Consider the following 23828-nt stretch of genomic DNA (forward strand, 5'->3'; position numbering starts at 1 on the left):
AAATACTCCTTAACTTTCATACTTATTTAACCGGTTCAGAAAAATCATAGAGTTCTATTTTGGGACTCCACTTATACCATTCAGGTTCAGCTTTTGGGTACAAAGGATAGTGACTGCCGCTCTCCACCTCGAAACCCATGAAGGGCGCTTCCGGCGTCGCAAAGGCAACCCCCCCTTTTATCAAGGCTTGAGCGGATTCTGTATTGACATTAAGACCGCTCCTCAAACCAAAATTCACCTCTACACCACTGGCATTCCAAAACACAGTGTGCTCACGCACTAATGGTTGATACTGCGGCTCGATATGCACATAGATGTAAACTCGGTCAGCCAATTCTCCCAGGGAAAAACCTGTAACCTCACCCACCTGGACCTGCCGGTAATAAACGGGACTCCCAGCTACCAGAGAGCCGCGCCTCGCGGCATCCAGTATCACAGCTAACCCCGGTCGGCTCATGGTATCGGCAAGATCCTCTTTAGGCGCTTGCAGCTCTGCATAAAACTCCGTTTGCATGGGCCCCAGGCCCGGCTCTAAAGCCAAATAGCGCCCGGTTATCAATGTATCCAGGTGGGCAACTTTACTTATGCCTATCTGTGGCGACACCACCCAAATACGTGTGCCTGCACGGGCAAAGCTTGCACCACGGTGATAAAGCTTGGCACGGGCATGGACCTCTCCGAGGCCTGCGCCAAGACGTAACCGAGTAATTTCCCCAATTTGCACACCTTTATAGCGCAGAGGGGCCCCAACTTTCAGCCCTTCCGCACTGGGAAGGTTGATTCGTATTTCAATCCCTTCTTCAAGTGCATCCTCACGACTGCTGTACAGAGGAAATTGATCACCATTTTGCACTGGTGCTGATTTCGCACGATCCTCACGCCGGATGCCAAAAGCAACGCCCCCACGCAACAATGACATCAAGGAGTCCGCCTGTACTTCAATCCCCTCACTAAGACTGGCACTGGCGCGCAGACCGCTGACATTCCAAAAACGAGTACCCTGGTGTACCAAGTGCGCATAGCGCGGCTCAATTACCACGTACACTTCAACCCCCTCACCATCTCTACGCAGCTCCATTCCCTGCACCTTACCCACTTCGATACGCCGGAAGTACACAGGAGCTCCTCGTTGAAGTGAACCTGGGTTGCGTGTGGTGAGACGCAGGTGTAAACCGGGTACGCGGGGATCTCTTGGCGGTGCCGAGGCACGTGCCGTAAAAATACGCTGGGATCGGTTTCCCCGGCGAAGATCTACTTCGATGCGATTGCCCTGAATCAGCTTGTTAAGGCCGCCAGTAAAGTCAAATGTGGGGGGGGCTAGCCAGAAACGAGTATTTTCACTGAGGAGGTCATCAGTTACTGGGTCCATCAACACTTTGACTTCTATGCCATCCATACGCTTGTTAGCTTTTGCCCTGCTGACTTCACCTACTTGAATCCCCTGGTAATACACTTTGGTGCTGCCAGGCGTAACATCTACACCGCGATCAAAATTTAAAGTGACAGAAATCCCTGCATCTGCAGCAGCAAAATTTTTATATAATTTAAATTCTGTGCCATTTACGGCTAAGGGGGATTGACGCTGAGATTCCGGGGTATAAAAGCTGACACCGCCGGCAAACAAGGCGGCAAGAGATTCCAAATTAATGCTAATTCCGCTGATGCCACCTTCAATTGAAATACCTGAACTGTTCCAAAAACGGCTGCCCCGGTGAATTAGATAGGCATATTCACGGCGAATAAACAGCTCGATACTGACTTCATTACCATCCTCTTCAAGGCTGTAATCCGCTACCTGGCCCACCCTTAACTGGCGGTAATAAACAGGAGAGCCACGGCTCAATGAGCCCAAGCGGCGGGATTTGAGCACCACGCGCAGGCCATCTCCGCGAATAAATGCCGGGGGCTGGTCCAGCGCAACAAATTCGCGCTTGCGTTTGCCGCTGCCAGATTCAACTGCAATATAGTTACCTGATAGTAATGTCTCTAAACCACTGATACCTGTGATGGAAAGCTCCGGTTTCACTACCCAGAATTCAGTCCCTTCAACTAGCAGATACTCTGCACTGCGATTGAGGCTGACCTCCGCCAACACTCCATCAGCACCATTCAACTCCTTAGCATTGGGTACCAGGCGTACATCCTGCACAAGGCCGATATCTACACCGGAATACTTCACGACGGTCTTCCCCTTCACCAAGCCATCGCCAGAGTGAAACAGGATGCTCGCCTTTACATCTCCCTCGGCCACGTCCTGGTATAGCAGCCAAACTGCGATCAGCCCCGCCACCAAAGGCAGAATCCAAACCAACGGTAATCCCTTACTCGCGCGCACCACCCCCCGCTGGGCCCCACCGTTTAAACGTGCCCCTTCAACACCACTATTTTCAGGGGGCAAATTATCAGCCATTTTCTGCGGCACCCCGATGTGCCGTCTCCGGTGCTACATCCTTACTGTATAAGTCACCATCATAAGCATCCCAAATAAGTCGGGGATCAAAAGAACGTGCAGCCAACATAGTAACGATTACCACAGAGGCGAAAGCGGTGCTGCCAGGACCCGCCACCACCTGAGCAATAAATCCCATATCGACTAATGCCACCAAAATGGAAATCATAAAAAGATCCAGAAGAGACCATCGCCCAATACCGGCAACTACCCGATAGATTTTCATTGCCTGGGAAGGCACAAACGTTAGGCGCAGTTGCATCTGAACCAGCAATAAAGCCAAGCCCAACAACTTCATTACTGGCACAGCAATACTTGCCACAAAGACAATAAGCGCAATTCCCCACATCCCGCTGTTATATAGCTGCATAACGCCACTAATTATGGTGGTTGGGTCGCCGGCACCGAGGTAAACCACCGTCATAATCGGGAGAATATTTGCTGGTAACAATAATAGGGCCCCGGTAATTGTTAGTGCCCAGGTAAGCATCAAACTCCCCAAAATACGCCTGTGCACCCGCCCACCACAGCGAGGGCATCGGCAGTGCCCACCCGTAATTGGCAAAATAATTAATTGATGGCAGCTGAGACAGCTTGTCAGGCCCTCATGAATCCCTTTGCGAGGGAATTTCGAACTCATGTCAGTTTCTCCCGCTGAGCACGCCGAAGTGCCAGCCGGTGCCAAATGGCATTCTGGTCAAAACTGAGTGAAGAGAGATTCGCAACCAGCATCATGGCGCCAAAGCAATACAGCCCCGGTTCCACATCCATTTTCCCCAGATCCCTTAATTTAATCAGCGCTACAAGAATGCCGAGCATATATACATCCAGCATCCCCCACTCTTTGATATGTTGGTACCAGCGCACCGCAATAGAAACCCAGCGATCCAGCAGCCCCAAAAAACTGCCGCAACAAACAAATAACAGCAGCAGAAATTTTCCCAAAGGAGCCAGCACACTGCAGAATAAGACCAGTGACGCCAACCAGATATAGCCAGCTTTAAATAATGAATAAACACCATTCATCAGGGTATTCTCGGCACCAAAAGAGAATAACGAGAATTTAAGGAGCGGGAGACTCGCTGAGGGAATAAATAGCAGTAGCCCAGTCAAGCTTAAAGCAATGGTGTAGTAGACGCTGTGATTGGCATTGCGATGCAGAGTGCAACCACAGCGTGGGCAAGTCAGCTTTTGACCGGGCGGTGCCAACCCGCCAGTCAGCAATAGATCGCACTCATGGCAAGCATGCTGCCAACGTATCTGTTTATCATCACGCAGCTGTTCCATGTGCGAGAGGTCCTTGCCTTATCCTGCACAATTTTTGCCGCATCCAAATGCTTCGATGGCGCGTCTATTGCAATATAGGGCCATTGCCCTATTCAATGCTGCCCTGACATTGCCAGGCAGTTACCGGTAAACGCACATTCGCGTCGGTTTAACGAAGATATACCAAAAAGCCGAAAGCGTCGCCTCGACGCTCAGGCTGGCCGCGGGTACACTCTCGCGACTGCTGATTGGGGAGACTGGCAGCACAACCTAACTTTGCGAGCCAAAGGAATCCACCGAGTACCCAGAACTCGAGTGCCGCTCCAGATACTTTTTAGAAGCTTGAAGACCGCACCCGCCACAGGAAGTTGAAACAGATGAAAAGAAGTAACCGCACAGAGCCGCGAGGCCGCCAGTTGCGTCCACTGAAGAAACTACTCGCCGCCGCCCTACTCGGATTCGGTGCCATGCAGGCCCAGGCCGACACCCTGTGGGATATTTATACTCAGGCGCTAGATAACGATCAGCAACTTGCCGCCGATCGAGCCACCTACCATGCAGGTATTGAGGCAAAGAACCAACTGCGAGCACCGCTATTGCCGCAGGTAAATGCCAGATTCGAGGCCTCCAGAGTCCATGAATTTAACATCTCAAACGGGGCACAAATTCTTGAAGATGGCCCCGTTGATGGTGATCTAGTTGACTTTAACCGAAGATCAACCGGGACCTATCAAAATAGGGTGTACAATGCCACACTGACCCAAGCAATTTTTGACGCCCCTGCTTGGTTTGATTACCAACGGGGTAAAAGATTAACCAAAGTTGCTACTGCAGAATTTAGTGCCAATCAGCAAGAAATGATGCTTCGAGTCGCCACAGCCTATTTCGATGTACTACGCGCCTATGACATCCTGGAATCCGCAGTGGCCGAGGAGAAAGCCCTAGCCAAGCAGTTGGAGCAAACTCAGCAGCGATTCGAAGTGGGCCTAACCGCAATTACTGATGTGTATGATTCCCAGGCGGCCTTCGACAGCTCTGTAGCCCGCCGCTTAACCGCTCAAGACGAGCTGCTCAGTAACTTCGATGCCCTATCAATCCTCACCGGTAGCTATCACGATGAGGTTGCTCCTCTCGTAGATACCTTCCAAGTCGCACCTCCAGTGCCGGCTGAACGTGCAGACTGGGTCGACTTCGCTTTGGCCAATAACTTCGACTTGAAAGCTGCACGACTGAATGCCGAGGCGGCCCGCTACAATGCCCGTTCTGCCGCCAGTGAGCACCTGCCCACTCTTACCGGCTCCCTCTCCTATAACAAGCTCACCTCAAACGGCACTGAACGTGTGAGATTCAGAGACGAGACTCGCCAATCAGATACTGAGTTTCCCAGGGACTTGGACGACCGTGATTCTGTAGCCGCAGTCACACTGAATATACCGATTTATACTGGTGGCCTTTTGAGCGCCAATCGACGTGAAGCGCGTAACTTATCCTTTCAAGCACAAGACCTGCGCAACCTGGCTGAACGCAATACTATCCAAAACACCCGCACCCTACATCGTGCAGTGGTAACAGATGTATCCCGTGTGGCAGCCCGACAACAGGCTGTGGTCTCCGCAAAGAGTGCATTGGATGCCACTCAAGCCGGCTACGAGGTGGGTACGCGTAATATCGTAGATGTGCTTTTAGCGCAAAACACCCTTTATTCAAATCAAACCGAATATGCCAACGCCCTCTACGACTACATCATCAACACCTTAAGCCTTAAGCAGGTAGCGGGTCTCCTTTCACCACAGGATCTACAAGAATTGGATGTTATGTTGAACCCGGCCAACAATGTTCACCGGGTAGCGGAAGCCGGCCCAAGCGGTTCCAAGTAGCTAACTCGACTCCAAAGAAATGTGAGCAGCTCCAAGAGAGCCGCTCACACTTTTCCTGAACTCGGCATCAGCCTGTCTATCTCTTCCAGCAGGCGCTGCAAAGCCCCACTATTTTGCTTCGCTACTGCCCTAGCTCGTTGACCTAAGACCTGTCGCTCCTTATCGTTCAGTAACCACTGCTTTATCTGATTACTCAGTGATACAGCATCCGCCGCAATTGCCAATCCGCCAGCATTCTTTAAAAGATCAGCCACGGTCGCGAAGTTATGCATGTATGGCCCGGAGATAGTCGGTATCCCCCAGGCCGCCGGCTCAATCATATTGTGCCCTCCCACAGGGACCAGGCTCCCCCCCACAAAAGCCACATCACAGGCACCATAGAAACGCAGTAGCTCACCCATGGTATCCCCTAAAAGAACCTGATCATCCGCTTTTGGAGCACCACCACTACTGCGCCTTGAAACCTGAAAGCCTCGCTCCTGACATAAACGGGCAACATCATCAAAACGCTGAGGGTGACGCGGTACCAAGACTAAAAGCAGATCTGAAAAGTCCTTAATCAGGGTAGAGAACGCATCCAGTATGATCTCATCCTCGCCGGCATGGGTGCTGGCTGCCAGCCAAACCTTACGATTTAAAGAGCCGCGCCATTGGTGGGATAGCGCCTGCGCTTCGCTGATGAGGCCCAGGTCAATATCCAGGTCAAACTTAATATTGCCGCTGGCCACTACTTTCTCTCGAGGCAGGCCCAGAGAAACAAAACGTTCAGCGTCTACTGGGTACTGGGCAACAACTTTATCCAAATTGCCCAACATTGAGCGGGTAAACCCAATAAATCGCCCATAACCCCGGGCAGATTTCTCACTCAAACGTGCATTGGCAAGCAATGCAGGGATCGCCCTCTTTCGACATAAACGCAGAAGGTTTGGCCACAATTCGGTCTCTACAATCACCAACATAGTGGGGTTGAGAGCTTCCAGAAATGGATTGAGGAACTCGGGTAAGTCATAAGGTAGGTAATAATGGAGCAGGCGGCCACCCAAAATCGGGCTTAAGGACTTTGTAACCCGCTCGGAGCCTGTAGGGGTACTCGTTGTAACCAGCCAATGCCAATCAGGATAGCGAGCTGCTAATTGAGCAATAACGGGGATCGCAGCGAGGGTCTCCCCCACAGATACGGAGTGAACCCATATTAATGGAGCTTGACTATAGCGTTTTGGCACCCGACCCAGCCGCTCCTCGAAACGCTGACGATAAGCTGGCTGGCTACGGCCGCGCCACCATAACCGAAAAAAAATAAATGGAATGGCTAAGCGAAAAAGCCAGTTGTAAAGGGTCTGCATATATCCAGCTGTCACCAGTTGGCAATTATTTGGAATCCGAGCCGAAGCTCCAGCCAGCTATCTTACAGGCAGAGAGTACAACTTGAACTTTTTATGTGACTTACTAGCAGTCCACAACCCGGTAAAAATCTGAGCGAGCCCCAAACACTCCACAGGCCATGCCTACAGAACGACATAGGCGCAACCAAGGCCGGGAACCCAGGCGGAGCCCTCCAAAAACCAAGCCAAACAAGCAGAGAACCCCTGCAACCATAAGTTGGAATATCGCTGAAAGTAAAATTCCTAGCCGACTGCGCCCAGATTGCAACTTTTGCTTTGCAAGCGTGATACCTGCTGAATATTTGCGACGGGAAAGCCAGCGTAAGTTCGCGCGGCTTATTGGTACAGGTTCGAATACTTTTGCTTCAGCGCAATGAATGATGTCTCCACCCTTGGTATGCAGCTCAGAAAAGAACAACACATCCTCACCACCTCCAAAGGGATCCCGCTCATCAAAGGACAAGCTAAACTCACGAATTATTTTCATTGGAATCAGGACATTATTGGTGGCACAGTAGGTGAGGTGATCACCTGTTTGCCTCTTCCTTCGAGAGAAATATCTTGAGTAATAAGCCGGCACTGAGTCTGGCAATTCCCGTATCACACTACCATTCACTACCGTGTAGCCACCAAGCTCTTGAGCAAATCGAAACAACTTGACCAGCCAGTCTCGAGCCACCCATTCATCATCATCAATAAAAATAAGGTAATCCGCATTTTTGCCCTGTGCCTCTTGAATACAGCGATTGCGGGCAATGGGAATTCCACGGCGTTCTTCAAGGACGTAAAGAATTGGGAGGGACGAATCTGTTGCGAAGGACTCCACTACCGCCTTCCCCCCCTGCTCCTCAGGGTCATTATCCACTACTGTCACACTTACATCTGCATCTGCAGGTAAATCAAGCTCGGCAAGACTTTGCAAAGCAACGCGAAGTTGCTCCGGCCTTTTGCAGGTGCAGATACAAATGTCTAGCAGTGGTCGCAATTTAAACTCCACAAACAACCAAATATTAAATCAGGGCGTTAGCAATAGCAGCGCAGCCTATACCCCTCTATTTGGCATGTCTATAATATTTGACTTTTAGTAAGCCTGTAGTCAGCTCATCAACTTATTGTCCGTTGAGCTAGACAGTCTGAGTAATACCTAGTACACACTTATGTCGTGAAACAATCCATGAAAGTAATGCAACTGCTTCCCGCTTTAAACTCCGGGGGAGTCGAGCGGGGTACGCTCGACTTGGCAAGAATGCTCATTCAAGCCGGCCACACATCTATCGTTGTATCTTCTGGGGGCACCATGGTTCCAAAATTGGAATCCGAAGGGTCCAGGCATTTTACACTGCCTATCCACAAAAAGTCCCTAAGTAGTTTGCTACAGGTTAGACCGTTAAGACAACTTATCGAATGGGAAGCTCCAGATATATTGCATGTTCGATCCAGGGTCCCCGCCTGGCTCACTTTCTTGGCTTGGAGAAAACTAGATATCCAGTCGCGGCCACGCCTAATTAGCACCGCCCACGGCCTGTATTCAATTAATCGCTACAGTGCCATTATGGCCCGCAGCGAGCAGGTAATCGCAATATCCGAGTGTGTGAACGATTACTTACATGATAATTACCAAGCCTATCTACAACGTCCCCCAGAAGTGATCTATCGCGGAGTTGATACCGAGGAATTCAATCCCAACATCTCGGTTCCAGCTGACTGGAAAGCGAACATTGAGAAGGAATATCCAAATCTAGCGAATAAGCAATGGCTTCTATTGCCCGGCAGGCTGACTCGCTGGAAAGGTCAAGAGGATTTTATTGAGCTAATCCAGCGTTTGATCAGTAAGCATCATGATATTCATGGGATCATTCTCGGTGGGGCTGAAGCTAACAAGAGCCACTATGAAAAGGAACTGAAACAAAGAGTAAGAGAGAAAGGAATAGAGGGGCACCTTACCTTTGTCGGCCATCGTAGTGATATTCGTTATTGGTATAAGGAATCTCGTCTCGTGTACAACCTATCCAAACGACCTGAACCATTTGGACGTACCGTGATAGAATCTGCAGCTATGGGAACACCCGTAATTGGATACAACATCGGTGGCCCCGCAGAGTCTCTGCGTGTTTGCTTTCCACAAGGGTTGGTAGAGCAAAACGATGCTGAAGCACTTTATAATCGCTCACGGGAATTGCTAAAAGGCCCAAAACAAAAAGCCTCCCTTTCTGAAGACTTTACCCTCAAGCGCCAAGCAGAACATACCATCGAAGTCTATGAAACCATGATCAAAAAGTCGCCCGGAGCCTGATATAGTGATTGATTTAGGCTACAGTAAGCCTTTTGCCAGTGGTGGAAACCGCTTTTGCTACCGCCACCCAGAGAAACCTCTGCTCTGCATAAAGGTTATGCGCCCAGGGCGCACCGCAGAATTGCTCGGACGAGCACCATGGTACAAAAAGTGGCGCGGTGAAGATGATTTTGATGATAATTTGCGTGAACAAGAAGGCTATTCGCAAAAAGCTATCCAGCAAAATAAAGAAGGCCTCTGGCAACATTTACCTCGCTGGTACGGGATACAACAAACCAGTCTGGGCCCCGGTGCAGTAACAGACCTTATCCTGGAAAGCGAGGGCAACCCAGCCCCTACCTTGCGCCAATATCTGAATAAGCATGGCCTAAACAGTGAAATAAGATCTGCCCTTGAACGCTTTGCAGCATGGCTCTTGGAGTATGGTGTACTGACCAAGAACCTGATTGCACACAATCTAGTTGTGCGCAGGGAAAATGAAAAATTAGAAATTTATATTATTGATGGCTTGGGTTGTGCATCTTTTTTGCCCTTGCCTCAAATTTCTGACTACTTCGCCAAACGCTACATTCAGCGGCGAATCCGGCGCATGTGGCTTCGAGTTGAGTGGGAGATTTCAGATAAGAAAACCCCCTGGAGGAAGTTTGAGTCTCAAGGCCTCAAACACTAGCGAAATGGCAAGTCGCAGCGGCGGAGTAAAGCCTGGGCACATAGGAGATATTGATCCAAAGGCTCTCGTCGCTTTTGTTTTGCCACCTCAGCTACTTGGTCACTAATAATTCCCTGGTCTACCAACCTTTGCACCGCAGCCCTGACTTTATTGGATCGTGCTCGACTTGGCACACGTATAACACCCACCTGGGCACTGCTCTGTAAAGATTCAAACAGCATAGAGATACTGTCTTCACTAACCCAAATTTGCTCAGCCGCCGCCATCTCTTCTTGTAACCACATGGGGGAGCAGGTACGCCAATCCACCATCTGGACATTGTCTACCAATAGTGAAGTAATCGTGCTCTCAGGAGTTCTGCGGCTATTGGACAACTGCCATTTAAGAGGTTGTTGAAGTAACTGATCCACTTGGTGATGAATAGCACTGTTATCCCATGAATAGTGACTACTTGGTCCCCCCAGTAATATTAGCCCCCGCCCAGATTTTTTAGACCCTTGTGGCAAAGGGCCTGTCAGTGCACCCTGACTGAGAATCACATTATCTAAAGGAGGCGGGCGGTCGTGCTCTGGCACTATCGAAAAGTCAAACCAGCGAAATGGCAACTGTGGGAGGTTAATAGCTACTGCACGCCCCCCAAAACGGTGACGTGCAGCTAACATAGGCAAACGACTTCGGCGGCCAGTTCCAATCAGAAAATCCGGCTTAGGGAGCTTGGGAATCTCACCGGCAGTTCCGAAAAGGATATTAGAGGCCGTAATGGAAGTGGAGATATCAAAGCTCCTAACCTGGCCCACGAAACTACTTCGCAACCCAGTGATCAATGCCGCACTTTGCTTTTCGTGTGCGCGGTTACCATCTAGAAAGCACCATATTGTCAGTTGCAAAAGAAATCCTTGATATGCAAACAGAGGCCAATTATTAAACAAGTCATCAACTTACTGGCACCAATTGCTAAAATCTTGTAGATGCTTTTACAGGGGCCGCCACTGTTGAACCCTCACCTCTTCCAGTATAACCTTCCAGCCGGTTGTGCGGATGCTTAGAACCCTGCACATCTAAAACTTATCAATGCACTAAATATATTACCTATTTCGAAGATTGTATCCATCTTAAGCTCCCCAGAGTATTGCTATAGCATTTACCGTTGGCAACCCATGGGCAGCTTCAGCAAGCCTTGTTTGCCTAAAGCAGAAACATTATCAACTACACACTTAGTTATGTCAGAAACTGGAAGTAACTCCAATCCACTCCCTCCAGCACGTTACCGAAGGCAAGATTCCAGGTGGGTCTCTATACCGCTCCGCATAGTTTACTTGGGGCTATTCCTTCTGCTTTGCGGTTTTTACCTGACTCCCAAGGTCTCGGGCGTACAAACAAGCTTCTATTTAACTTTACTGCCAGCGACACTTTTTCTGCTGCCTTGGAGAAAAGACTATTCGTTCATATTTTCATGGCAATTTGTTGCTTTTTGCAGCCTTCCTTTGATATTGGCACTATCCACTTTTTGGGCCGATGGTGCGAATGCTGATGTCGTGCGAGAGGCAACATACTACTGGAAGCTGGTACTCTATTTAGCGGCTTTTTACTGTGCGATATATCTATTATTAGAACAATATGGAGATAAAATTTTACGAAACCTATTACTTGCAATAATTTTAGTGGGATTAGTTTCCGGGATCGCCTCATTAATTGCATATGGTATTGATGGTGGGTTTCAGAAATTTTACCGTATAGGTGGAATATCTTTAGAAGGGAATATTGATAAAACCGGCATGCTATTTGGCTTCCACGCGTTGTTCTGCTGCTATGGAATCAGGCACTCCTCTCTATTTTGGCGCTGGCTATCTTGGACTGGATTAGTGATTTCCTGCACCTATATTTTTCTTTCACAGACCAAAATTCCGATAATAATGGCAGGGGTTGCTATTCTACTCTCAGCAACTCTAACTCCTTCGCGTATATTCAAAATACTTGTGGCACTGGTACTTTTTACTGCTATACCCTTTGCCTACTTTATTATGTTTGGTGACTTGCCGCTATTCCATCGAAGCGTCGCCTATTCAGCTCGCCTGGAACTATGGGGCAAAACTTTCGAAGAATTTATGCTTTCCCCTATCGTTGGCTCAGGGCTGGTTCACAAGCAATTTATCACGCTAAATCATGTACTGCCTCATCCACATAACTACCTCTTGGATGTGGCTCGCTTTACAGGCCTACTCGGCATCGCAGCTTGTGCCTGGCAGGGGCTAGGCGTGCTTTACACTGTCGCAACCAAGAAAAACCTACTTAGTTGGGTTCCAGGCTTATATGTTGCCTGGTTCCTGTTCGGTACTTTAGCGATGCTAATTTACGCCCAACAACCTTTGGTCAAACCTAACTACATCTGGTTCTTCTATTGGGCTCCTCTCGCAATCCTTTTGGCCCGCAGTTATCTTGAGCAAGGTAAACTCAGGCCCTCGGGCTCTGCTTACCAGCAGATCTACCAGAAACAAACTCCTCCAAATATTGAGTCAAACTGATGAATGTCACCGTTTTCGGCACCGGTTACGTAGGTCTGGTGCAAGCTGCTGTACTGGCTGAGGCCGGCAATAAAGTAGTCTGTATTGATATTGATAATGACAAAGTCGAGCGTCTGAAACAGGGGCATATCCCTATTTTCGAGCCAGGCCTTGAGCCGATGGTGAAAAGTGGGATCAACACCGGCAATTTGTCATTCTCGACCAATGCCGCTTATGGTGTTGAACATGGAGAGCTTATTTTTATTGCGGTCGGCACGCCACCAGATGAGGATGGCTCCGCCGATCTTAGACACGTCCTAACCGTTGCAAAGACTATTGCGCAACATATGGACAGCAAAAAATTTATTATCACAAAGTCAACGGTGCCCGTAGGTACTGCCGACAAAGTCCGCGCGACAGTCGAACAGCAGCTAACTGGCCGCAATAGACCCGATTTAACATTTGATATTATTTCAAATCCGGAGTTTCTCAAGGAAGGATCTGCTGTCTCAGATTGCATGCGCCCTGATCGCATCATAATAGGCACCTCTGAGGCCGAATCGGAGCAAAAGCTCCGCCATCTATACGCGCCATTTAATCGCAATCACGAGAAGATTCTCGTTATGGATGTTAAAAGCGCAGAGCTGACCAAGTATGCGGCTAACTGTATGCTCGCTACCAAAATCAGCTTTATGAATGAGATGGCAAATATTGCCGATAAAGTTGGTGCTGATATCGAGGCCGTGCGCAAAGGTATCGGCTCTGACCCACGGGTTGGCTATCACTTTATTTATGCTGGCATCGGTTATGGCGGCTCCTGTTTCCCAAAAGATGTCAAAGCCCTGATTTCTTCTGCACAGCAATTAGGCTTGTCGGCGGACATCCTCTCTGCAGTCGAATCACGCAACGAACAGCAGAAACACTATCTAGCCGAGAAAATTGTGGGACATTTTAAGGGGAACCTGAAAGGGAAAACCTTTGCGCTCTGGGGCCTTTCTTTTAAACCCAACACCGACGACATGCGAGAGGCACCGAGCCGTATCCTACTAGAACGCTTGTGGGAGCAGGGTGCACGGGTTCAGGCTTTCGATCCTGAAGCCATAGAAGAGTGTCGCCGTATCTATGGAAATCGAGCAGACCTAAAACTCTGTGCATCAAAAAATGAGGCACTGCAAAACGCCAATGCCCTGATTATCGCTACAGAGTGGCAACAGTTCAAAAGCATCGATACAGATGAACTGAAAGCAACTTTGGTTTCTCCAGTCATTTTCGATGGCCGCAATCAGTATGAGCCAAGCGAAATGCAGGAAGATGGATTTGATTACTATTGTGTGGGAAGGCCTGATACCAATGCAGCCCCATAATAAATAATATAATTACAAGTTTGATGAGTAATAAAAAACCCGGTTTTCACCGGGTTTTTTATTATCTCTGACCAGCATCTTAAGCAATTCGAATATTTACTTCAGGTGCATCAGTGACATCGCTCAACCACCCCCGATGAGCGGCGCTACGTCCCTGAACCACATCGAAATAGAGACTCTGTAAGCGGCCGGTGATCGGCCCGCGCCGACCACTGCCAATTGAACGCCCATCTAGAGAGCTGATCGGCAGTACTTCAGCCGCAGTGCCCGTAAAAAAGGCTTCATCGGCAATATATACTTCGTCCCGAGTAATCCGCTTCTCCACCACCCTGTATCCGCATTCCCTGGCGAGTTCAATTACAGTATCGCGGGTAATTCCATCCAGGCAGGAGGTAAGCTCCGGCGTATAGATGATACCTTCGCTAACGATGAAAAAGTTCTCTCCACTCCCCTCTGCCACATAGCCTTCTGGGTCTAATAGGAGCGCCTCATCACAACCGTTGCGCACAGCCTCCTGTAGAGCCAGCATAGAGTTGATGTAATTGCCATTGGCCTTGGCTTTACACATGCTGATATTGACATGATGGCGGGTATAGGAGGAGGTATTCACCTTGATACCTTGTTCCAAGGCCTCCGGGCTCATATAACTGGGCCATTCCCACGAAGCTACGATGACATGGGTTTTGAGACCCTCAGCACGTAACCCCATTCCCTCGGATCCGAAAAACACCATGGGCCTCAGATAGGCCTGATGCAGGTTATTCTCCCTCACTACCAAACGCTGAGCTTCATTCAGCTCATCAACATCGAATGGCATTGGGATATTCATAATTTTTGCAGAGCGAAATAGTCGGCGGGTATGGTCCAGCAAGCGAAAAATACTGGCGCCTCGGTCAGTTTCATAAGCCCGTACCCCCTCGAACACTCCCATCCCGTAGTGCAGGGTATGGGTCAGTACATGAACGCGTGCATCACGCCAGGGGACCAGCTCACCGTCAAACCAGATAACGCCGTCGCGGTCGGCAAAAGACATGGGAAACTCCTACAAATCCTGAAAAACAGTTTAATCGGGCAGCAGGAGGTAGCCGGCCTTTAACCGAGCAATTGCTGCCAGTTTGTTTGAACGGTCTTTCTTTCCGCTGTGAATCGGTCATCGCTCACAATCCCTGGCAGTTGTTGTAGTGCCAGGCGATGACCCTCAGATCGGTAGGCTTTGTAGGCGTCGATCAGATGTCCAGCTTGTTTGGCTGGCATCAGGCCCGCGTCAATCAGACTTTCGAGAATGCGAATATTATCGGTATAACGCACTATCGAGGGCGCAGTTTGCGCCCAGGCCAGAGCAGCATATTGAACCAAAAACTCAATATCGACAATACCTCCCGCTCCGTGTTTCAGGTCGAACTTTTGATCATTGCTCTTATCGAGATGGGAGCGCATTTTATTTCGCATTGCGACCACTTCCTCGCGCAATTTCTGCTCATTTCTGTGCTCGCAAAGCAATCTCAAACGAAGCTCCTGGAAATCCTCACACAGGCGGCTGCTACCCGTCACCGGCCGGGCGCGCACAATTGCCTGGTGCTCCCAGGTCCAGGCACTCTCACGCTGGTACTTGTCAAATGCCGCCATAGAAGTGACCAGTAGCCCTGAATTACCAGAGGGCCTCAGGCGAGTGTCCACCTTATAGAGTGGTCCGCTCAATGTGCGCGTTTGCAGAATATGGATCAGGCGCTGCGCCAGACGGGTATAAAAACGCTGGTTATCAATGCTGGTATCCCCGCTAGTATTGAGCTGGGGGTCTGCATCATGCACAAACACAATATCCAGATCAGATTCATGGGCCAACTCGAGACCGCCAAGTTTACCGTAGGCGATAATGGCAAAACGCATATCCTCTACGGTAGCGCCTGCAGGCAAGCCGTATTTGTCCACCATCTGCGCCCAGGCCAGATGCAAAGATTGCTGTAGAATTGCCTCAGCAAGCCAAGTGAGGGAGTCGCTCACTCTCATCAGCGGCAGAGCCCCACTTACCTCCTGGGCAGCAATACGCAGGCTTTGACTCTGCTTGAAGTAACGCAACGCTTCCATCTGTTGCTCCAAATCAGCAGGATCAACGCGCAATAGTTCTCGACGCAGCTCATCTGCAATATCCTCCGCTGTAGCCGGCGCTAACAGGCGACGTGAATCCAGTAATTCATCCAGAAGTATCGGGTGGCGTGCGAGCTGCTCTGCAATTCGCGGGCTGGCACTACAAAGCCGCACTAGCTGGCTCAGTACCGGTGGGTTTTCATTGATCAAAACCAGGTAGGCGCTGCGGCGCAGTACTGAGCGCACTAGGGGCAGTACTCTAGCAAGCACCAGCAGCGGCTGCTCCTGTAAACTGGCTGCCGCCAATAGCAGAGGCATAAACTGGTCCAGGCGCTCCCGGGATGAAGCAGGCAATGCGATCACCATTGGTGAGTTGGATAGCTCCCGCAACAGATTCAGGGCCTCCCCAACAGGGGCAAAGCCAGCATCCGCCAAGCTCTGCAGGTTGATCTCCTCACTTCCCGGCTCATTACAGCTGCCCCAAAGCCCCTGCCATTCCTCCGCTACACGCGGCTCAGCGATCTCCTCCGGAGGCGCGATTACAGTATCGAATTCACTTTCGACTACATTGCGCACCGATGCCAACTCCCCGAAGAGTTGTCCCCAGTCATCTCGCCCCAGGGCATAAGCAAGCCGCTGACGTTCCTTATCATCTTGGGGTAATGCTTGAGTTTGCTGGTCTCGATAAGCTTGTAGCGCGTGCTCAACCCGGCGCAGTAATAGATAACAGTTTGCCAATTCAGAGGCTACACCGGGCTCTACATGCCCATCACTTTCCAATAGTGGTAGGAGCTTCAACAGGTTGCGTTCACGCAGTGCCGGTTGGCGGCCACCGCGAATTAACTGGAACGCCTGGGCGATAAATTCGACTTCGCGAATACCACCTCGACCGAGCTTGATATTGTCTGTTAGACCTTTTGCACGCACCTGGCGTTGAATCAATGCCTTCATCTCCCGCAGCGCATCGATCGCACTGAAATCGATATAGCGACGATAAGTAAACGGGCGCAGCAGCTCCATCAAATCTGCCGCAACTTCCTTATTACCGGCCACAGGTCGCGCCTTGACCATGGCATAGCGCTCCCATTCGCGTCCCTGGGTCTGGTAGTAGTCCTCCAGTGCAGCAAAATGGCTCACAAGCGGGCCACTGTCTCCATAGGGGCGCAAACGCATATCCACACGAAACACAAAGCCTTCGGCATTAATAGCATCCAATGATTTGATTAGTCGCTGTCCCAAACGCTGAAAAAACTTCTGGTTTTCCACGCACTGTTCGCCATCTGTGTGGCCGGGTTCCGGATAGGCAAAGATCAGGTCTATATCTGAGGATAGATTCAGCTCTCGCGCACCCAGCTTGCCCATACCGAGCACTACCATAGATTGCGCACGCCCTTCTCTATCCCGCGGCTCGCCATAGCGCTTTACCAGCTGGGAATGGTGCCATCGCAGCGCCGTATCAATACAAAGCTCCGCCAACTCACTCAGGCGCAGGCAAGTCCGTGGAATATCCCACTGGTCGGCAAAATCGCGGAATATCACCTCCGCGGTAGCGCGATTGCGCAGAAACCTCAGTGCGCTGTCGAGGCTTTCATCACTATTGAAGTCTGGCAGTGCAAGCCCAAGATCCTCGGCTTTTAACAGCTCAACCAAGAACTGAGGTTGCCGGCAGCAATGACGGTGAAAAAACTCAGAACCGATAAAGCTTCTTGCCAATCCCGGCTCTAGGGCCCGCTCTTCTGTAAGCCTCTCCACCTCATCACTAAAAGCAGTGCCCGCCTGTTCGCACCAATCACTCCACAATGAATCCAGCTGGTGTTTGAGTGGCTCGGGGCAATTGGCGTGGTCGAACATGGGGTATCAATCCTTAGAGCAGCTATGAGGCTGGTGTGCCTGCTCATTTTTTCCTAGGTCGAATTCAATTTTGAAGCGAGCAGCTTAGAACAGCTAGCTTCTTAATACCTCCACCTATTCTTCACCAGCTAGGCAATCCAGCTCCAAACTTTAAAACGCAATGTCTGGCGGCGGAGCTACACGCAACACTTCCGCAACGGTAGTCAGGCCGGCTGCCACTTTTTTGGCACCTGAGAGACGCAAGCTACTCATACCCTCTCGCATTGCCTGACGACGCAGCTGCTGCAGATCGCAATCAGGGGTAACCTGTGCTTGGACAGGCTCACTGAACGGCAGTATTTCGTAAATGCCTTGACGTCCCAAATAACCGGTATTACGACACTCCAGGCAACCTATCGGTGCATATACCTTTTCCGGGAGCGGAGCCTTCCATGGGCGCACCAGGGAATGCCAATCGGCCTCTGCTATCTTATCCGCACGCTTGCATGACGGGCACAGGGTGCGAACCAGTCGCTGCGCCATTACCCCGAGGATGGTCGATTTAAGTAAGTAGTGAGGTAACCCCAGGTCAAGCAATCGAGTGACCGCCGTAGGGGCATCGTTGGTATGTAAGGTGGAGATCACCAAGTGCCCGGTAAGCGCCGCCTGTACCGCCATCTGCGCTGTCTCAAGATCGCGGATCTCCCCCACCATAATGATATCCGGGTCCTGGCGCATCAGGGTCCGAATACCTGCGGCAAAATCGAAACCGATAGAGTGGTGCACCTGGGTTTGGTTGAAGCTCTCTTCAACCATTTCAATCGGATCTTCCACCGTGGAGACATTCACCGCGCTGGTAGCCAACTGTTTGAGGCCTGTATACAGAGTGGTGGTCTTTCCCGACCCCGTAGGCCCTGTTACCAGTACAATGCCGTTGGGACGCGACAACATTTTTTGCCAGCGGGACAAATCTTCACCACCCAAGCCCAGGTCACTGTAGGAGCGCGCCAGCACTTCGGGGTCGAAAATTCGCATCACCAGTTTTTCACCAAAGGCTGTAGGCAACGTAGAGAGGCGCAGCTCCACTTCACTGCCATCGGGTCGCTTGGTCTTGATACGTCCATCCTGGGGCTTTCGCTTCTCAGCCACGTTCATTCGCCCGAGAATTTTCAGGCGGCTGGTCACAGCAGCATTCACCTGATCTGGCAGCTCGTGAATAGGGTGCAGCACACCATCGATACGGAAACGGATTCGCCCCACTTCCCGCCTTGGCTCGATATGGATATCACTGGCGCGCTGGTCGAAGGCATGCTGCAGCAGCCAGTCGACAATATTGACGATATGTTGATCGTTGGCCTCGGGATCCTTGAGGTTGCCGAGCTCCAGCAACTGCTCAAAATTGTTCGCAGTAGATGTACCTTGCAGGCCGCTGGCCCCAGAAATGGAGTTGGCAAGGGAGTAGAACTCCACGCAATAGCGCTTAATATCTGCGGGGTCCGCCACCACTCTCCGTACCATACGGCCACTGGTGTGCTCCAACTGCTCTTCCCAGCCCCTAGCGAAAGGCTGTGCAGTTGCAACCAAGAGTTCTTCTGCTCCCGCTTCAACACATAAGATCTGATGGCGCTTGGCAAACTGGAAGCTCATCACCTCGGTCACCGCACTCACATTCACTTTAAGCGAGTCAATATGATAGAGGGCATGAGAGGAAATATCTGCTAACCAGGCACTGAGAACTTCGCTGTTCAATAGGGCTCCGGGGGCTTTCCGGTTGGCGAGGTCGCAGCTTGCGATGTAGCTGAGAGGGTGCATTTGTGCCTGCTCAGCAGTACGCGGAGTACCTACAATCCGGTTAGCATCCTGCCTGCTCACATAGCCCTGGCTGACAAGGTCATCCAGCAGCCCATGTAAGTCCAGCAGCCTGTCCGCGGCTTTGCTCTCTGCCATTGGTAAACCCCCTTTATTCTCATATGGCGACGCCGCATTGTAGCCCCATCCTCAGGGTACAACAGTGCATCGTTAACGCACTATTACCGAAGTTGCTCCGATTGGGGTACCATGCCGCCGTTTCGCACCCTGAGCAATGGAGCTAACCATGGCCCTGTCGAATATTGCCAATCTGTTTGGCCGCTCTCCAATCAAGCCGATTGAGAAGCATATGGCTACGGCCCACGAGGCTTCAGCCGATCTGATTCCGTTTTTTGACGCACTGATCAAAGGTGATCTGGAAGAGGCGGAAAAAATTCAACTGCGCATCTCTGCCACAGAAAACCGCGCAGATGACATCAAAAGAGATCTGCGCCTGCACCTGCCGGACAGCCTGTTTATGCCGGTCTCCAGATCCGATCTGCTGGAGCTGTTGCACGCGCAAGATGAGGTTGCCAACACCGCGCAGGATATCGCCGGGCTGGCAGTGGGCAGGAAAATGCAAATCCCACAAAGCCTGCAGCCGCTCATGGCCACTTTTGTTGAAAGTGCTGTGGCGACCTCATCCCAGGCACTGCGCGCCATTAACGAACTGGATGAGCTGCTGGAAAGTGGTTTCGCCGGCCGTGAGGTCACCATCGCAAAGCGCATGACTGAAGAGCTGGACGAGCTGGAGCGCAAGTCAGACAAGCTGGAAATTGAAATTCGCGCTGCGCTTTTCGCCATAGAAAAAGACTTACCGCCGGTGGATGTAATGTTTCTCTACCGCGTTATTGAATGGATCGGCGAACTAGCCGACCGCGCCCACAGCGTGGGCAACCGATTGCAGTTGTTGTTGGCACGTTAGGGGGTTCAGCGTGGAAATTATTAGTCAATACGGCCATATTCTGTTGATTTTGGCCTGTGTCGCAGGCTTCTTTATGGCCTGGGGCGTTGGTGCAAATGATGTCGCCAACGCCATGGGTACATCTGTGGGCTCGCGCGCACTGACTATCAAGCAGGCGATCATTATCGCCATGATTTTCGAGTTTGCCGGTGCTTACCTAGCTGGCGGAGAGGTAACTGCCACCATTCGCAAGGGTATTATTGACTCGGAAATCTTTGCCTCGCAGCCAGAGTTGCTGGTTTACGGCATGCTATCTGCCCTTCTCGCCGCCGGCACCTGGTTGCTAGTGGCGAGCATCCTCGGCTGGCCAGTATCGACTACCCACTCAATCGTTGGTGCAATTGTCGGCTTTTCTGCAGTTGGCATCTCTGCCGACGCTGTGGCCTGGGGTAAAGTTGGCAGCATTGTAGCCAGCTGGGTGGTTTCTCCTCTGCTAGCTGGCACTATCTCCTTCCTGTTATTCCGCAGCGTTCAGCGGCTGATTCTCGATACCGAAGATCCATTCAATAACGCTAAGCGTTATATTCCCTTCTACATGTTCGCTGTAGGCTGGATGATCGCGATGGTGACCCTGACCAAGGGCCTGAAACATGTCTTGAAAGATGCCAATATCCAGCTGACATTCGTGCAGGATGCAGGCATCGCAGCCATTGCCGGTCTTATTGTGGCGGGTATCGGTATTGCCATGCTCAAGCGCGTGAAGCGCGACCCCTCCGCAGAATCCGAGAATCGCTTTGCCAATGTGGAGCGAGTCTTCGCGATTCTGATGATCTTTACTGCCTGTGCCATGGCTTTTGCCCACGGCTCTAACGACGTGGCCAATGCAGTAGGCCCACTCGCAGCGGTTGTAAACACTATCCAGAGCGGTGCGGTAACCGCCAAAGCCACTATGCCCTCCTGGATTCTGCTCCTTGGTGGCCTGGGAATTGTTGTGGGTCTTGCCACTTACGGCTTTAAGGTAATGGCCACTATTGGCAAGAAAATTACCGAGCTGACTCCGAGCCGCGGTTTTGCCGCCGAGCTGGGGGCTGCCGCCACCGTCGTTCTGGCCTCGGGAACTGGACTGCCAATTTCCACCACCCATACCCTGGTTGGCGCAGTTCTCGGTGTTGGCCTGGCACGTGGTATTGGCGCCCTGAATCTGCGTATGATCACGACCATTGCAGCTTCTTGGGTAGTAACTTTGCCCGCAGGTGCCGGTATTGCAATCCTGTTCTTCTACTTGTTTAAAGGTATATTTGGCTGATAAGCCAGTCTTAGGCTTTAAGAAAAGTCGATTAGAGGGAGGCCCCAAAAGCCTCCCTTTTTTATTGCCTCTAATTCGCCATCTACCTGTTTGAGCTACGCTGTTGCAACGCAGGGCGAGATAGCCTGCCCTTTTATCAGCCGGGAATTCCAGCCTCTCCAAGCAATTGGCCTCCACTGCAATGAAGACAACTAACACATGCCAATGGACTGTCGGAACCTACCTCGCGCAGAGGTTAAAAGATGCGGGAGTCCGGCATTATTTTGCTCTACCTGGCGACTATAACCTGGTACTGCTGGACCAGCTATTGATGCACAGGGACTTACAGATGATCAGCTGTTGCAATGAGCTAAATGCAGGCTATGCCGCCGATGGCTATGCACGTGCCACTGGTGGGCCATCAGCGGCGGTGGTCACATTCTCCGTTGGTGGATTGAGCATGATTAATGCCGTTGCAGGAGCCTATGCCGAGGACCTACCGCTAATCGCTATCTCTGGGGGCCCAAATACCAACTCTGAAGCTGAGTGGGAATACTTGCATCACACATTGGGCAAGGTCGACTATAGCTATCAGCGAGAGATGTATTCCCGCATAACCGCAGAAACCGTGATCATCCACCACCCCTCACTGGCACCCGCCGCTATCGATCGCGCAATTGATACGGCAATGTTGCGCCGCAAACCGGTATACATTGAGATCGCCGCAAATGTCGCCAATGCTCCAACTTCCGCACCCATACCCCGCGGTTTTGCCAGGCGCGCTACCAGCGATCCCGATTCCCTCAACGCTGCAACCAAGCATGTTGCCGAATTCCTTAATGCCGCTGAGAGACCGGTACTGATCGCCGGAAGTAAAATCCGTGCAGCCAATGCCCGCATCGCCCTTCACGATTTGGCCCAAAGCTGTAGTTACGGCGTCGCCACCATGCCCGATGCTAAGGGCATAGTGTCTGAGGCACACGAGAACTTTATGGGGATCTATTGGGGGCCAGTGAGTACGCCAGGTTGTAGTGAGATAATTGATACCTCCGATGCGCTATTGTTCGCAGGACCACAATTCACTGACTACACAACTACCGGACACCAACTGGGTTTTGAAAAAAGCCGGGCAATCTTCTGCCACCCGGCCTCAATACAACTCGGGGAGACCTGTTACAGCAATGTGCACATGAACGACCTGCTTGAAGCTCTTGTAGGACAACTCAAACCCAACGATGGTGCACTCAAGGCCTACCGAAGAGTCAGCAGTCCAAAACACATTCCTCAGCCAGGCAAAGCCAAGACTCCACTATCTATCCGGCAACTGTTTACACGAATACAGAAACTGCTCGACCGTAAAAGCACTTTGCTGGTGGAAACAGGGGACTCATGGTTTAACGGTATGGAGCTATCCCTGCCTGAAGGTGCACAATTTGAAATCCAGATGCAATACGGGAGTATTGGATGGTCAGTAGGGGCGACTCTTGGTTACGCACTGGGGAAGGACAAAGGCCGCCTTATTTCCTGTATTGGCGACGGTTCTTTCCAGCTGACTGCACAAGAAATTTCCACCATGATCCGCTATCAGGTCGACCCGATTATTTTCCTGATCAACAACGGTGGCTATACCATTGAAGTGGAAATCCATGATGGCCCTTACAATAAGATTAAAAACTGGAACTACGCCCAATTAGTTGAAGTATTTAGTGCGGGAGAAGGTGATGCCTGGGGCTGTAAAGTCAGTACCGAGGGGGAACTGGATAAAGCTATTAAGGAGGCTAAAAGCCGTAAAGGGCTCTGCCTGATAGAAGTGATCATCGACCGCAACGATTGCAATGTGAATCTGCTGCGCTGGGGGAACCAGGTTGCGCGTAATAACGGCCGTGCAAACCGAAGCATGTAAAAAAACCAGGTAAAATGAGAACTACGTTCGCGCTCAAGTAAGAGCATTAGTCGTCCAGCCTTAGCCTCTATTTACAAAACCTAAGTGCTCTATAGCACCGCTTCCAATTGGCTAGCACGCCGGTAATACTACTTTTCCTGAACATAATAATGTCCATTACTTAACTTACGT

Annotated in this window: 17 protein-coding genes; 8 read left to right on the forward strand and 9 right to left on the reverse strand. The window is 50.8% G+C overall.

What is annotated here, in order from left to right:
* Positions 1-22 precede the first annotated feature (22 nt).
* Genes ACJJI7_RS04695 through ACJJI7_RS04705 form a run of 3 tightly spaced genes read right to left on the reverse strand, consistent with a single transcriptional unit; the run spans position 23 to position 3736 of the window.
* A complete protein-coding gene (locus tag ACJJI7_RS04695) occupies positions 23-2410 on the reverse strand; it encodes a PqiB family protein (RefSeq protein WP_444902539.1) in 2388 nt (795 codons plus the stop codon).
* Positions 2403-3089, reverse strand: coding sequence for a paraquat-inducible protein A (locus ACJJI7_RS04700; RefSeq protein ID WP_282952274.1), 687 nt, complete (start codon positions 3087-3089; stop codon positions 2403-2405). The genes ACJJI7_RS04695 and ACJJI7_RS04700 overlap by 8 nt, the downstream gene beginning before the upstream one ends.
* Entirely contained in the window at positions 3086-3736 is a 651-nt protein-coding gene (locus ACJJI7_RS04705) for a paraquat-inducible protein A (protein WP_020414300.1), read from the reverse strand. The genes ACJJI7_RS04700 and ACJJI7_RS04705 overlap by 4 nt, the downstream gene beginning before the upstream one ends.
* Before the next feature lie 356 nt (positions 3737-4092).
* Here ACJJI7_RS04705 and ACJJI7_RS04710 point away from each other — a divergent pair, with 356 nt between their 5' ends.
* Positions 4093-5592, forward strand: a complete 1500-nt coding sequence (locus tag ACJJI7_RS04710) for a TolC family outer membrane protein (RefSeq protein ID WP_020414299.1) — start codon at positions 4093-4095, stop codon at positions 5590-5592.
* Between the two features lie 44 nt (positions 5593-5636).
* Here ACJJI7_RS04710 and waaA read toward each other — a convergent pair whose 3' ends face one another.
* Positions 5637-6935: a lipid IV(A) 3-deoxy-D-manno-octulosonic acid transferase gene (gene waaA, locus ACJJI7_RS04715; RefSeq protein ID WP_020414298.1), complete on the reverse strand. Its 1299-nt coding sequence runs from the start codon at positions 6933-6935 to the stop codon at positions 5637-5639.
* 103 nt (positions 6936-7038) lie between these two features.
* On the reverse strand, positions 7039-7959 hold the full coding sequence (locus ACJJI7_RS04720) for a glycosyltransferase family 2 protein (protein ID WP_444902538.1): 921 nt from the start codon (positions 7957-7959) through the stop codon (positions 7039-7041).
* 189 nt (positions 7960-8148) lie between these two features.
* Between ACJJI7_RS04720 and ACJJI7_RS04725 the strand changes: the two genes are divergently transcribed.
* Entirely contained in the window at positions 8149-9267 is a 1119-nt protein-coding gene (locus tag ACJJI7_RS04725) for a glycosyltransferase family 4 protein (protein WP_444902537.1), read from the forward strand.
* 4 nt (positions 9268-9271) lie between these two features.
* On the forward strand, positions 9272-9937 hold the full coding sequence (locus tag ACJJI7_RS04730) for a YrbL family protein (protein WP_020414295.1): 666 nt from the start codon (positions 9272-9274) through the stop codon (positions 9935-9937).
* Here the strand turns inward: ACJJI7_RS04730 and ACJJI7_RS04735 are convergent.
* Positions 9934-10824, reverse strand: coding sequence for an ELM1/GtrOC1 family putative glycosyltransferase (locus tag ACJJI7_RS04735; RefSeq protein ID WP_444902536.1), 891 nt, complete (start codon positions 10822-10824; stop codon positions 9934-9936). The genes ACJJI7_RS04730 and ACJJI7_RS04735 overlap by 4 nt on opposite strands.
* A gap of 270 nt (positions 10825-11094) precedes the next feature.
* On the opposite strand from ACJJI7_RS04735, the gene ACJJI7_RS04740 reads away from it, so the two are divergent.
* Positions 11095-12459: an O-antigen ligase family protein gene (locus tag ACJJI7_RS04740; protein ID WP_282952267.1), complete on the forward strand. Its 1365-nt coding sequence runs from the start codon at positions 11095-11097 to the stop codon at positions 12457-12459.
* A complete protein-coding gene (locus ACJJI7_RS04745; RefSeq protein ID WP_020414292.1) occupies positions 12459-13802 on the forward strand; it encodes a UDP-glucose dehydrogenase family protein in 1344 nt (447 codons plus the stop codon). The genes ACJJI7_RS04740 and ACJJI7_RS04745 overlap by 1 nt, the downstream gene beginning before the upstream one ends.
* Before the next feature lie 79 nt (positions 13803-13881).
* Here the strand turns inward: ACJJI7_RS04745 and ACJJI7_RS04750 are convergent, their stop codons facing one another.
* From ACJJI7_RS04750 to tfpB, 3 genes are all read right to left on the reverse strand, one after another.
* The gene (locus tag ACJJI7_RS04750; protein ID WP_020414291.1) at positions 13882-14835 is read right to left on the reverse strand and encodes a branched-chain amino acid transaminase; all 954 of its coding nucleotides are present in this window, start codon (positions 14833-14835) and stop codon (positions 13882-13884) included.
* 59 nt (positions 14836-14894) lie between these two features.
* Positions 14895-17738, reverse strand: coding sequence for a bifunctional [glutamate--ammonia ligase]-adenylyl-L-tyrosine phosphorylase/[glutamate--ammonia-ligase] adenylyltransferase (gene glnE, locus ACJJI7_RS04755; protein ID WP_444902535.1), 2844 nt, complete (start codon positions 17736-17738; stop codon positions 14895-14897).
* Between the two features lie 150 nt (positions 17739-17888).
* Entirely contained in the window at positions 17889-19664 is a 1776-nt protein-coding gene (gene tfpB / locus ACJJI7_RS04760) for a type IV pilus assembly ATPase TfpB (protein WP_444902534.1), read from the reverse strand.
* A 148-nt stretch (positions 19665-19812) separates the two neighbouring features.
* Here tfpB and ACJJI7_RS04765 point away from each other — a divergent pair, with 148 nt between their 5' ends.
* The 3 genes from ACJJI7_RS04765 (at position 19813) to ACJJI7_RS04775 (ending at position 23657) form a co-directional block, all read left to right on the forward strand.
* A complete protein-coding gene (locus tag ACJJI7_RS04765) occupies positions 19813-20490 on the forward strand; it encodes a TIGR00153 family protein (RefSeq protein WP_020414288.1) in 678 nt (225 codons plus the stop codon).
* Positions 20491-20500: 10 nt separating this feature from the next.
* Positions 20501-21775 carry an inorganic phosphate transporter gene (locus ACJJI7_RS04770; RefSeq protein WP_020414287.1) on the forward strand — a complete coding sequence of 425 codons (1275 nt, stop codon included), beginning with the start codon at positions 20501-20503 and terminating at the stop codon, positions 21773-21775.
* 181 nt (positions 21776-21956) lie between these two features.
* On the forward strand, positions 21957-23657 hold the full coding sequence (locus ACJJI7_RS04775; protein WP_444902533.1) for a thiamine pyrophosphate-binding protein: 1701 nt from the start codon (positions 21957-21959) through the stop codon (positions 23655-23657).
* The last annotated feature ends 171 nt before the right edge of the window (positions 23658-23828 follow it).

The sequence above is a fragment of the Microbulbifer variabilis genome (assembly GCF_056232115.1).